Here is a 12,944-nt window from a genome sequence, read left to right on the forward strand (position 1 = left end):
GAGATAGTATGGAAAAGAAGAAGGTTGTAGTAGGTATGAGCGGCGGAGTTGATAGCTCCGTCGCTGCTTACCTTTTAAAAAAACAAGGATATGATGTTATAGGTATAACTATGCAAATTTGGCAAGAAGATAAAGAATATGAAGAAAAAGAAGGTGGATGTTGTTCTTTATCTGCTGTTGATGATGCAAGAAGAGTTTGTGAAAAGCTAGGTATACCTTTTTACGTTTTAAATTTTAGAGATTCTTTTAAAGAAAAAGTAATTAAGTATTTTGTTCAAGAATATATAGATGGTAAAACACCAAATCCATGTATAGCTTGTAATAAACATTTAAAGTTTGATGAGCTTTTAAGAAAGGCTAGGGGTATAGGTGCTGATTATGTTGCAACTGGCCATTATGCAAAAATAGAAGAAAGAGATGGAAGATATCTTTTAATAAGATCTGATGATGATAGAAAAGATCAAACATATGCTCTTTATAACTTTACACAAGATCAATTAGCTCATACTTTAATGCCTTGTGGAGAGTACACAAAGGATAAGATAAGAGAAATAGCAAAAGAAATAGGTCTTGCTGTTCATAATAAAAAAGATAGTGAAGAAATATGTTTTATACCAGATGATGATCATGGTAGATTTATAAAAGAAGCACGTCCAGGTGAAGTTAAGCCAGGTAATTTTGTAGATAGTAAAGGAAACATATTAGGAAGACATAAAGGAATAGTATACTATACTATAGGGCAAAGAAAAGGACTTGGTCTTGCGCTTGGAAAACCAGTTTTTGTAATTGATATAAAACCAAAAACAAATGAAATTGTTATAGGTTCAGAAGAAAATATATTTAAAACTGATTTAATTGCAAAAGATGTTAATTTTATTCCTTTTGATGAATTAAAGGGAGAATTAAAAGTTCAAGCAAAAGTTAGATATGCTGCAAAACCAGCAGATGCTATAATATCACCATTACCTGATGGAAGAGTTAAAGTTTCATTTGCTGAAAAGCAAAGAGCAATAACAAAAGGCCAATCAGTTGTATTTTATGATGGCGAAATAGTTGTTGGTGGCGGTATAATTGAAGGATTAGTATAAAATAAAGCTATGACAATTAAATTTGTCGTAGCTTTTTATTTTAGAAAGGAGTTTTTGTATGTCAATAATTTCAACGGTGTATGTTCCAGAAGGAATAGCTATGGCAGCAGATAGTAGAATGAGTGGAACTACTACATTGCAAGATGGAACAAAATATAAACATACTTTAAGTGATAATTCTCAAAAATTATTTTTAATTAAAAATAATACTATAGGAATAGCTTGTTGTGGGGATGCTATAATAGGTGGGAAATTTGTAGGAGATTTTATTAGAGAGTTTGAAATAAAAGAAATAAAAGAAAATGATACTGTAGAAGATATAGCCTATGAACTTAATGAATACACTAAAAAATTACATGGGAATGGAGTAATATATCATGTCTCTGGATATATTAATGATATTCCATATGTGTATAAAATAGTAAATGGAGAAGTTATTAGAAATAATATAGATCAAAATGGAAATGTAAGAAATGGATTTACATGGAATGGAGATCCGGAAGCACTTAGAAAACTTGTTCTAGGGGAACCTCCAATGCAATTTAACTTTAATTTTATGCAACTTAAAGATGGAATAGATTTAGCAGAATTTTTAATAGACTTAACTATAAAATATCAAAGATTTGACATGAGGCTTGCAACATGTGGAGGCCCTATTGATATACTTGTAATAACAAAAGATTATGCTAAATTTATAAAACATAAAATATTGAATCCATAAAAGCTCTGTAATTTAGGGCTTTTTTTATTTGCTTATTTTTATGTATATCAGTTTAAAAACAAACTGTTTTGGGAAAGATATTTTATAAATGAGTATAGGAGGTGTATTATGCTTAGAAGTAAAGAATTTTTACTTAAAAATGTTTATGACATTAAAGGGAAAAAGATAGGGGTAGTAGATGATATATATATAGATTTTTTTAAGGGGAATATTGTAGGTATTAAAATATCAACCCATTCTTTTTTAACAAAGAAAAATTGTGTTTTTACTAGTGATATCATATCTATTGATAAAGATATATTAGTAAAAGAGGCAAAGGAAGGTATAGGACTTAGATTACAAGAAGTTAAGGGAATGGATATAATAGATTTAAATGGGAATTTAAAAGGAGTAGTTGAAGATTTTATAATAGATGAAAATGATTTAACAATAAAGGGTTTAGTAGTTAGTACAGGACTTATCGAAAGGTTATTAAAAGGAAAAGAAGTTATATTAATAAATAAATGCATTCTTGGGGAAGAGTATGTTTTATATTTAGGTAATAGAAATATAACTTTAAAATCAATGCCAAGAAGAGAAGAAAAAAATGAAATTTCAAATTAAAAATAGATTATTTATATTGAAAATATTAATTGCAATACTTTTAATTACATTTATAATATTATATTTTAATTGGGAAATCTTTAGAGAAGTAGTAAATATAATTATTATATCTGCTATATTAGCATATGTTTTAAGGCCTTTAAGGAATTTACTTATGGCTAAAGGGATATTTTCAAAAAGGCAATCAACTTTAATTGTAATGTTTGGAATAATAATTTTAGTAACTATTTTATTATCAATATTACTTCCTAATATAATAAATGAATTTTCAAATTCTTCATATATAATAGATGAGTTTTCTTTATACATAAAAGAGTTTGGAGAAAAGATGAAAATAGATGATTCATCTTTAACTGGAACTATATATAAAGAATTAGAAACAAAAATATGGGGTTATATAATGGAACTTTCACGTTCTATAATAAATTGGATAGTTGAATTCACAAGCGATATATTTTCTATTGCTGTTATACCAATAGTTTCATATTATTTTTTAGCAGATGGTGAAAGCATATCAAATAAAGCTTATTTATTAGTTCCCTTAGAAAAGAGACGTATAACTAAAAATATTATAAATGATGTAAATATGTTACTAGAAAGATATATATTAAGTCAGGTTTTATTATCTTTAGGAACTGGTATTATGTGTTTAATTTTATTTTTAATTTTAGACTTAAAATTTGCATTTTTATTAGCTATAATAAATGGGATTTTTAATATAGTTCCTTATTTTGGAGCAGTTTTTGGAGGTATACCAGCAGTTTTTATAGCTTTAATAGATTCTCCTGCAAAAGGACTTTGGACTATAATTGGAATACTTATAATACAACAAATAGAAGGGAATTTATTAGCCCCAAAACTTACTGCTGACAGTACAAATATACATGCAATAATTATAATAATAATTTTACTTGTAGGAGAAAAGATTGGTGGAGTATTTGGAATGATACTTGCAGTTCCTGTAGGAGTTATATTAAAGGTTATATATGACGATTTAAATTATTATTTATTTTAAAAATTATTCATATATAGTTTTTGAAAATTAATAAATAATCTAAAAATATTGACATATTTAAGCATATAAAATATAATTTCATTAGTTATAATTTAATATTTAGCGTTGATTAGGATGAGTAAATTTGAATTTATTTTTCAGAGAGGAAGTGGTAGGTGTGAACTTCTAAATAAGTCATTTTGAAGCTACCTATGAGCTATAGCCATTAAAAGAGATGTAGAATTTAATTTTACATAATTAGGGTGGTACCGCGGAAGAATTTTTAGCTTTCGTCCCTTACTAGTTATAGGGATGAAGGCTTTTTTATATTGAACTGGAGGGAACAAACATATGAAGTATATGGGAACAAATGACTTAAGAGAAGCTTATTTGAAATTTTTTGAAAGTAAAGATCATTTAAGATTAAAAAGCTTTTCTTTAGTTCCAAAAAATGATAAAAGTTTATTATTAATTAATGCAGGAATGGCTCCACTTAAGCCTTATTTTACAGGTATGCAAGAGCCACCAAGAAAAAGAATAACAACATGTCAAAAGTGTATAAGAACAGGTGATATAGAAAACGTTGGTAAAACATCAAGACATGGTACTTTTTTTGAAATGCTTGGAAACTTCTCATTTGGAGATTATTTTAAAGAGGAAGTAATTCCATGGGCATGGGAGTTTATAACAGAAGTATTAAAAATGCCAAAGGACAAACTATATGTAACTATATATTTAGATGATGATGAGGCTTTTGATATTTGGACTACAAAAACAGATATAGATCCAAAAAGAATATTTAGACTTGGAAAAGAAGATAACTTCTGGGAACATGGATCAGGTCCATGTGGTCCATGTACAGAAATTCATTTTGATAGAGCAGAAGAAGGTGTAGAACCTGTAAAGACTGCTGAGGAATTTGTAAAAGCAAGTGATGAAGATAGAGTAATAGAATTTTGGAATTTAGTATTTACTCAATTTGACGGAGATGGAAAAGGAAACTACGAAAGACTTCAAAATCCTAATATAGATACAGGTATGGGACTTGAAAGACTTGCAACTTTAATGCAAGGAGTTGAAAATATATTTGAAATTGATACAGTTAAAAATATATTAGGTAAAGTTTCAGAACTTTCAGGAGTTAAATATGGTGAAGATAAAAATAAAGATATCTCACTTAGAATAATAACAGACCATATCAAATCAGTTACTATGATGATATCAGATGGTGTTCAACCAAGTAATGAAGGAAGAGGATATGTTTTAAGAAGACTTCTAAGAAGAGCTGCAAGACATGGTAGAGTTTTAGGGATTAAAGGATTATTCTTAAAAGATGTTGTAGAATCAGTAGTTGAAAATTACGCTTCAGAATATGATGAACTTTTAGCTAAAAAAGATTATATTGAGAAGATTGTTACATTAGAAGAAGAAAGATTTAATGAAACAATAGATTCTGGAATGGGAATACTTTTAGGATATATTGAAGAATTAGAAGGTAAAAAGGAAACTGTATTAAGTGGAGAAAAGGCATTTAAACTTTATGACACTTATGGATTTCCATATGAATTAACAGAAGAAATATTAGAAGAAAAAAATATGACTATAGATAGAGCATCATTTGATAAAGAAATGCAAGATCAAAGAGAAAGAGCAAGAAGTGCAAGAGGCGAATTCACTTACATGGGAAGTGAAGAATCACCAATAAACTCAATTAGCAATGATATAGAATGTGAATTTGTTGGATATAATAATGATGAAGCTATTGGAAAAGTTCTTTTCTTAGCAAATGATGAAGAAGCTTTACAAGAATTAAAAGAAGGTCAAAAAGGTTATATTGTAACTGATAAGACACCATTTTATGCAGAAATGGGAGGTCAAGTTGGTGATAAAGGTATAATTAAAGGACATAGTTTTGAAGCATATGTTTATGATACAAAGAATAACGTTGCAGGAAAGACAGTTCATTATGTAAAAATTAACAATGGTATAGTTAAATTAAATGATGAAGTTGAATTAAAAATAGATGTTAATAGAAGAAATAACATTCGTAAAAATCATACAGCAACTCATATGTTACATTCAGCTTTAAAAATAGTTGTTGGAGATCATGTAAATCAAGCAGGTTCATATGTTGATGATGAAAGATTAAGATTTGACTTTACTCATTTCCAAGGTTTAACTTTAGATGAATTACAAAAGGTTGAAGATTTAGTAAATGCAAAAATAATGGATGTATTTACTGTAGAAACTAATCTTATGTCATTAGATGATGCTAAAGAAAGAGGAGTTACAGCTCTTTTTGATGACAAATATGGATCAGAAGTTAGAGTTGTAGAAGTATCAGATTATTCAAAAGAACTATGTGGAGGAACGCATGTTAATAATTCAGGTCAAATTGGATTATTTAAAATAGTTAATGAATCAGGTGTGGCAGCTGGAATCAGAAGAATAGAAGCTGTAACTGGATTTAGTGCAATAAAATACATGGAAGAAAAGCAAAAGATGCTTAAAGATGCATGTGCTGCATTAAAGTGTAATGAAAAAGACATAATAAATAAAATATCAGCACAAGCTACAGATATTAAAGAAAAAGAAAAAGAAATATTAGAACTAAAATCAAAACTTACAAGCGGAGCAGAAGATGATATATTAAAATCAGCTAAAGAAATAGATGGAGTTACTGTTATTTCATATGCTTTAGAAGATGTAGATGGAAATGCTTTAAGAGATTTAGGAGATAAAATAAGAAATAAATCACCAAAATCAGTAGTAGTTTTAGTTAGCAATGTAAATGGAAAAGTTAACTTAGTAGCTATGGCAACTAAAGAAGCAGTAGCAGATGGTATTCATTGCGGAAAAATAATAAAAGAAGTAGCTTCAGTAGTTGGAGGCGGCGGTGGTGGAAGACCAGATATGGCTCAAGCCGGCGGTAAAAATGCTGAAAAAATAAATGAAGCTGTACAAAAAGTATATTCTGTAGTGGAAAGTTTATTAAAATAGTGTACTTTTAAATTTATATAGGTTATAATTAAATCATAGCATTTGAATATAAAATAATATATATGGACAATACTATTAAATATATAGATTTCCTTTAACAATTAGGTAAGGGGGTGAGCTGCTAGAAGCAGCGAGGAGTATGAGCAACAATTTAGAACATACAATGCAATTTGATGTATCAAAGAATAAAGAAGTGCTAACAAAAGCCATTTTAACAGAGGTTTATAATTCACTTCAAGAAAAAGGGTATAATCCAATTAATCAGCTTGTTGGTTATTTAATATCAGGTGACCCTACTTACATTACAAATTACAACGGAGCAAGAGCTTTAGTAAGAAAACTTGAAAGAGATGAAATTCTTGAAGAAGTTATAAAATCTTATTTAGAGATAAAATAAACAAGGTGCCCTGTTGAAGGGCACCTTTTGTTTTTTAGAGGAGACAATATGAGAATACTAGGATTAGATGTTGGGCAAAAAACTATAGGAGTTGCAATCTCAGATCCACTTGGATTCACAGCTCAAGGTATAACAACTATAAGAAGAACAAAAAAAGTTGAAGATATAAAAGAAGTTGTGAGAATATGTAACGAGTATTCTGTAGAAACTATAGTAGTAGGACTTCCTAAAAATATGGATGGATCAATTGGATTTGCTGGAGAAAAAATTCAAGAATTCAGCAATTTGCTTAAAGAATCTATTGATTTGGAAATAGTTTTTTGGGATGAAAGACTTACAACAGTAGCTGCACATAAAGCTATGCTTGAAGCAGATTTATCAAGAGGAAAAAGAAAAAAAATAGTTGATAAAGTGGCTGCAACTTATATATTACAAGGATATTTAGATAGAATATCAAGAAAATAAATGATTATTAAATGAAAATAATTATTGACAAAATCAAACAAATATAATTAAAATATAAAAAAAGGAGATGCGGAAAATGGAAAAAGATATAGAATACATTGATTTATTAGATGAAGAAGGAAATGAGCTAAAGTTTAAAGTAGTTAGCTTTTTTAAGATAGATGATTTAAACAGTGAGTATGTTGTTTTAACTCCAGCTGATGAAGATAGTGATGAAGCAGTAGTACTTAAAGTTGTTGCTGATGAAGAGGGAGAAGATACTCTTGTAAATATAGAAGATGAAGCAGAATTTGCAATGGTAGAAGAAGCTTACAATTTATTAATGCAAGAAGAACAATAGACATGAAAAGAGGTGTTGTAAATGGGAAGCACAGTTTCCGTGGATATGCAAGAACTTAAAGAAAACTTAAAAGAAAAAGGATATAAATTAACGCCTCAAAGAAGAGCTATAGTTGATACTATTATAAAAAATGAGGGAAGACATCTTACTGCTGAAGAAATATATGATGAAGTAAAGAAAGACTGTCCAGAAATAGGTTTAGCAACTGTATACAGGACTGTTGCATTACTTGAGGAAGTAAATTTGTTATCAAGGTTAGATTTAAGCGACGGATGTAGTAGATATGAGATTATTCACCAAGATGAAGAACATAGACATCACCATTTAATTTGCAACAAATGTAACAGAGTCTTTGAGGTTGAAGAAGATTTATTAGAAGAATTAGAGCATAGAATAGAAACAAAATATAAATTTAAAATACAAGATCACAGCGTAAAATTTTATGGTATATGTGATGAATGTAATAAGGGCGAGAAAAATTAAAGGATATCTCTTTACATATTAAGAGAAAAGTTCTTTTGTTTATATATATTCTTGAATAAGGAGGGGAAATATGAAGAATGAAAAAGCTAAGGTTAAAATCATTCCTCTTGGCGGAATAGATGAGATTGGAAAAAATCTTACAGTTGTTGAATATAAAGATGATATAGTTATAATCGACTGTGGATTAAAATTTCCAGAAGCTGATATGTACGGAATAGATATCGTAATACCAGATATATCTTATTTATTAAAAAATAAGGAAAAAGTTAGAGGAATCTTTTTAACTCATGGTCATGAGGACCATATCGGTGCACTTCCGTATGTGTTAAAACAACTAGATGTACCTATATATGGAACAAAGCTTACTTTAGGTATTGTAGAAACTAAATTAAGAGAACACGGACTTTTAGATACTACAACACTTATAAGAGTAAAGCCAAAAGATAAAATAAAATTACAAAATGTAACAGTTGAATTTATTAAAACTAACCACTCAATAGCAGATTCAGTAGCTATTGCTATTCATACACCACTTGGAGTTGTGCTACACACAGGAGATTTTAAAATTGATCATACTCCTATAGATGGTGGAAGAACAGATTTTGCAAGACTTGCCGAATTAGGAAGAAAGGGAGTACTTGTAATGATGGCGGATTCTACAAATGTAGAACGTCCAGGATATACTAAATCTGAAAGTGTTGTTGGTGAAAATTTAAAAAGATTATTTGGAAAGGCAAAGGGTAGAATTATAGTTGCTACATTTGCATCAAATGTTCATAGAATTCAACAAATAATAACAGCTGCAGAAATGTATGGAAAAAAGGTTGCTGTTTCAGGAAGAAGTATGGAGAATATCGTACAAGTAGCTATAGAACTTGGATATTTAAAAATACAAAAAGATACTTTAGTAACTATTGATGGAATTTCAAAATATAAAAATGAAGAAATGGTTATTATAACAACAGGAAGCCAAGGAGAACCAATGTCAGCACTTGCTAGAATGGCAGCAGCTGAACATAGAAAAATAACTATAGTTGAAGGTGATACTGTAATAATATCAGCTACTCCTATTCCTGGTAATGAAAAGTTAGTATCAAAAGTAATAAATAGACTATTTAAAAAAGGTGCAGAAGTTATATATGGTTCAGATGAGAATGTCCATGTTTCAGGTCATGCTTGTCAAGAAGAATTAAAACTTATGCAAACTATAGTTAGACCAAGATTCTTTATACCAGTTCATGGAGAATTTAGACACCTAAAGCAACATGCTGAGCTTGCTGTAAGTGTTGGATTAAATCAAAGAAATTATGTTTTACCTGAAACAGGTGATTTAATTGAAATTACTCGTAATTCAATTAAGAAAAATGGTACTGTATCATCAGGCCAAATACTAGTTGACGGATTAGGTGTTGGTGATGTAGGACACATAGTTTTAAGAGATAGAAAACATTTATCACAAGATGGTATACTAACTGTTGTTGTTACTTTAGATAGAGAGAGCGCATCAGTTATTGCAGGACCAGATATAATTTCTAGAGGATTCGTATATGTTAGAGAATCAGAAGGTCTTATGGATGATGCTAGAGAAATTGTCAAAGAAGTATTAAATGAATGTGAAAAATCAAAAATCACTGATTGGGCTACTATAAAGAGTAGAATCAGAGATGAACTTAGAAATTTCCTATATGAAAAGACTAAGAGGAAACCTATGATACTTCCAATAATAATGGAAATATAGATAGTTGATGGATTAATTAACAATCATTTATGTTGACTTTTTAAAAAGTAAAGATTAGAATATAAAATAGTGCGAGAATTGGGTACACGAGTATCCAATTTTCTTTTTGAAAAAAAATATTATAGGTTTACATAGAAAAAATATAAAAGTAAAGCTAATTTTGGAGGAGAAGAATGGAATTAATTAAAAGAGAAGATATTAGAAACATTGCTATTATAGCCCACGTTGACCATGGTAAAACTACTTTAGTTGACGCATTATTAAAAGATAGCCACACTTTTAGAGAAAATGAAAAAGTAGAAGAAAGAGCTATGGACTCAAATGATTTAGAAAAAGAAAGAGGAATTACAATTCTTTCAAAAAATACAGCAGTAAAATATAATGGAGTAAAAATAAATATAGTTGATACTCCAGGACATGCTGACTTTGGTGGAGAAGTTGAACGTGTACTTAAAATGGTTGATTCAGTTTTACTAGTTGTTGATTCATACGAAGGACCAATGCCACAAACTAAGTTCGTTCTTAAAAAGGCATTAGAATTAGGATTAAAACCAGCAGTAGTTATAAATAAAATTGATAAACCAGATGCTAGACCAGAAGAAGTTATAGATGAAGTATTTGAATTATTCCTAGAGTTAGGAGCAGATGACGAACAATTAGACTTCCCAATAGTTTATGCTTCAGCAAGAAATGGTTTTGCAAGATATAATGTTGAAGATACAAATGAAAACATGACTCCATTATTTGAAACAATATTAAAGCATGTACCATGTCCAGAAGGATATGCAGATGGACCTTTACAAATGCTTGTTACTACATTAGATTCAAATGCATTCGTTGGAAGAATTGCAATTGGTAAGATACATAGAGGAACTGTTAAGAAAAATCAACAAGTTGTGTTAGTAAGAAAAGATGGAAGCACATCAAATTATAAAGCTACTTCATTATTTGGATATAATGGATTAAAGAGAGAAGAAGTTGATGAAGCATCAATGGGAGATATAATAGCTTTAAGTGGAGTTACAGATGCTAACATAGGAGAAACAATAGCAGATGCTCAAAATCCAGAAGCATTACCATTTGTTGAAATTGATGAACCAACACTTAGTATGAATTTCATGGTAAATGATTCACCATTTGCAGGTCAAGAAGGAGATTTCATAACTTCAAGACATTTAAGAGATAGATTAATGAAAGAACTTGAAACAAACGTAAGTTTAAGAGTTAGAGAAATAACTCCAGACTGTTATGAAGTATCAGGAAGAGGAGAACTTCATTTATCAGTTCTGATAGAAACTATGAGAAGAGAAGGATATGAGTTACAAGTATCAAAAGCTAACGTAATCTTTAAAGAAGAAGACGGAAAGAAATTAGAACCAATGGAATACTTAACAATAGATGTTCCAGAAGAGTTTATGGGACCTGTAATGGAAAAGCTTGGACCAAGAAAAGGTGAAATGGTTAATATGACTTCAGCTGTAAATGGATATACAAGATTAGAATTCGTAATACCAGCAAGAGGTCTTATAGGATTTAGAAATGAATTCATGACTGATACTAAAGGTAATGGTATAATGAACCACGTATTCCATGGATATGAACAATATAAAGGAGAAATTCCAGGAAGAAGTAGAGGATCAATTGTATCATTTGAACAAGGAGATGCTATTGCATACGGATTATTTAATGCTCAAGAAAGAGGATCATTATTTATAGAACCAGGAACACCAGTATACCAAGGTATGATAGTTGGAGTTTGTGGTAGAGCAGATGATATTGATATAAATGTATGTAAAGGTAAGAAACTTACAAATACAAGATCATCAGGAGCTGATGAAGCAATAAAATTAGTTCCACCAATTCAAATGAGCTTAGAAAAAGCTTTAGAATTCATAAATAGTGATGAATTAGTAGAAGTAACTCCTGAAAATGTAAGAATGAGAAAAACTGTTTTAGATAGTGCTGAAAGAAGAAGAAGATTATCAAGAAGCAAGAAATAATAGTCTAAAATTGTATCTTTATAAAATGAAAAAAAAGTATTATAATAAAGTGAATAGCCGAAATACTGGCTATTTACTTTTATATATAGGGGGATTTTATGAAGAAATCAAAGAGTAAAATAATAATTATTTGCATTGTTATACTTGCAATAATTTTAGGTTCAGTAATTTTTATGTATTCTAATACTGTAAATAATCCCTTAAAGTCTGATAATGATAATATAGTTGTTAAGATTGATAAAGGAGAAGGATTTTATACTTTACTAAATGATTTAAAAGAAAAGGGTTTAATAAGAAATGAAATGTTTATTAAACTTTACTTGAAAATCAATGATGTAAAGCCTAAATTAGTTGAAGGTACATATACAATTAATAGTGATATATCTTTAAAAGATCTTATAAAAGAATTAGAAACAGAAAAAACTGTAAGCGTTGTTATACCGGAGGGGTATACAATTGATCAAATGGGAGATTTGTTTCAAGAAAAGGGATTATTCACTAAGAAAGTATTTTTAGAAGCGGTTAAAAATTATAAACTTCCAAATTACATAAAAAATAATAAAGATATTAGATATCCTTTGGAAGGTTTTTTATATCCAGATACATATTCCTTTAAAATTGGTGTAACTCCGGATGAAGTTATAAAAACAATGAATGATAAATTTTTAGAAGTTTTTAAACAAGTTGAAAAGGAAACTAGAGTAACTGTTCCTAATGATAAAATATATGAAATAGTTACTAAAGCATCATTAATTGAAAAGGAAGCTAGGACTGAAAGAGATAGACCTTTAATTTCATCTGTAATTGATAATAGGTTACAAAAAGGAATGCCTCTTCAAATAGATGCAACAGTTATATATGCCTTAGGTAAACATGTTGATAAAGTTTTATATAAGCATTTGGAGATAAATTCACCATATAATACTTATAAAGATAAAGGCTTACCAATTGGACCAATAGCAAGTCCAGGAAAAGCATCTTTAATTGCTGCATTAAAACCAGCAAAAACTGATTATTTGTATTATTTATTAGATCCTAAAACAGGAGAGCACTATTTTACAAATAGTTATTCAGATTTTGAAAAGAAAAAATCTGAATTTGGATATTAATTTTAT

At 29.1% G+C, this 12,944-nt stretch carries 12 protein-coding genes and 1 other annotated feature; all 12 genes read left to right on the top strand.

Going from position 1 to position 12,944, the window contains the following annotated elements; translation table 11 throughout:
• The first annotated feature begins 8 nt into the window (after positions 1–8).
• The 12 genes from mnmA to mltG all read left to right on the top strand — a co-directional run bounded on the left by mnmA (position 9) and on the right by mltG (position 12,938).
• Positions 9–1,088, top strand: a complete 1,080-nt coding sequence (mnmA, locus tag O212_RS0107765; RefSeq protein ID WP_024614553.1) for a tRNA 2-thiouridine(34) synthase MnmA — start codon at positions 9–11, stop codon at positions 1,086–1,088.
• A gap of 58 nt (positions 1,089–1,146) precedes the next feature.
• Positions 1,147–1,809 carry a hypothetical protein gene (locus O212_RS0107770; protein WP_024614554.1) on the top strand — a complete coding sequence of 221 codons (663 nt, stop codon included), beginning with the start codon at positions 1,147–1,149 and terminating at the stop codon, positions 1,807–1,809.
• 108 nt (positions 1,810–1,917) lie between these two features.
• Positions 1,918–2,412 carry a PRC-barrel domain-containing protein gene (locus tag O212_RS0107775; protein ID WP_024614555.1) on the top strand — a complete coding sequence of 165 codons (495 nt, stop codon included), beginning with the start codon at positions 1,918–1,920 and terminating at the stop codon, positions 2,410–2,412.
• A complete protein-coding gene (locus O212_RS0107780) occupies positions 2,396–3,427 on the top strand; it encodes an AI-2E family transporter (RefSeq protein ID WP_024614556.1) in 1,032 nt (343 codons plus the stop codon). Before O212_RS0107775 ends, O212_RS0107780 begins: the two co-directional genes overlap by 17 nt.
• A 96-nt stretch (positions 3,428–3,523) precedes the next feature.
• Positions 3,524–3,707, top strand: a binding site (T-box leader).
• Positions 3,708–3,757: 50 nt separating this feature from the next.
• Positions 3,758–6,406 (top strand): alanine--tRNA ligase, encoded by a 2,649-nt coding sequence (alaS, locus tag O212_RS0107785; protein ID WP_024614557.1) that lies wholly within the window; start codon positions 3,758–3,760, stop codon positions 6,404–6,406.
• 139 nt (positions 6,407–6,545) lie between these two features.
• Positions 6,546–6,803, top strand: a complete 258-nt coding sequence (locus tag O212_RS0107790; protein WP_024614558.1) for an IreB family regulatory phosphoprotein — start codon at positions 6,546–6,548, stop codon at positions 6,801–6,803.
• A gap of 48 nt (positions 6,804–6,851) precedes the next feature.
• Positions 6,852–7,268 carry a Holliday junction resolvase RuvX gene (gene ruvX, locus O212_RS0107795; RefSeq protein WP_024614559.1) on the top strand — a complete coding sequence of 139 codons (417 nt, stop codon included), beginning with the start codon at positions 6,852–6,854 and terminating at the stop codon, positions 7,266–7,268.
• 76 nt (positions 7,269–7,344) lie between these two features.
• Positions 7,345–7,608, top strand: coding sequence for a DUF1292 domain-containing protein (locus O212_RS0107800; protein ID WP_024614560.1), 264 nt, complete (start codon positions 7,345–7,347; stop codon positions 7,606–7,608).
• Between the two features lie 21 nt (positions 7,609–7,629).
• Positions 7,630–8,091 carry a Fur family transcriptional regulator gene (locus O212_RS0107805; protein ID WP_024614561.1) on the top strand — a complete coding sequence of 154 codons (462 nt, stop codon included), beginning with the start codon at positions 7,630–7,632 and terminating at the stop codon, positions 8,089–8,091.
• A 70-nt stretch (positions 8,092–8,161) separates the two neighbouring features.
• Complete coding sequence (locus O212_RS0107810; RefSeq protein WP_024614562.1) at positions 8,162–9,829, top strand: ribonuclease J; 1,668 nt, start codon at positions 8,162–8,164, stop codon at positions 9,827–9,829.
• 173 nt (positions 9,830–10,002) lie between these two features.
• Complete coding sequence (typA, locus tag O212_RS0107815; protein ID WP_024614563.1) at positions 10,003–11,829, top strand: translational GTPase TypA; 1,827 nt, start codon at positions 10,003–10,005, stop codon at positions 11,827–11,829.
• Positions 11,830–11,927: 98 nt separating this feature from the next.
• Positions 11,928–12,938 (top strand): endolytic transglycosylase MltG, encoded by a 1,011-nt coding sequence (mltG, locus tag O212_RS0107820; RefSeq protein ID WP_024614564.1) that lies wholly within the window; start codon positions 11,928–11,930, stop codon positions 12,936–12,938.
• Positions 12,939–12,944: the final 6 nt, after the last annotated feature.

The sequence above is a fragment of the Clostridium sp. Ade.TY genome (assembly GCF_000498355.1).
GTDB lineage: Bacteria > Bacillota > Clostridia > Clostridiales > Clostridiaceae > Clostridium.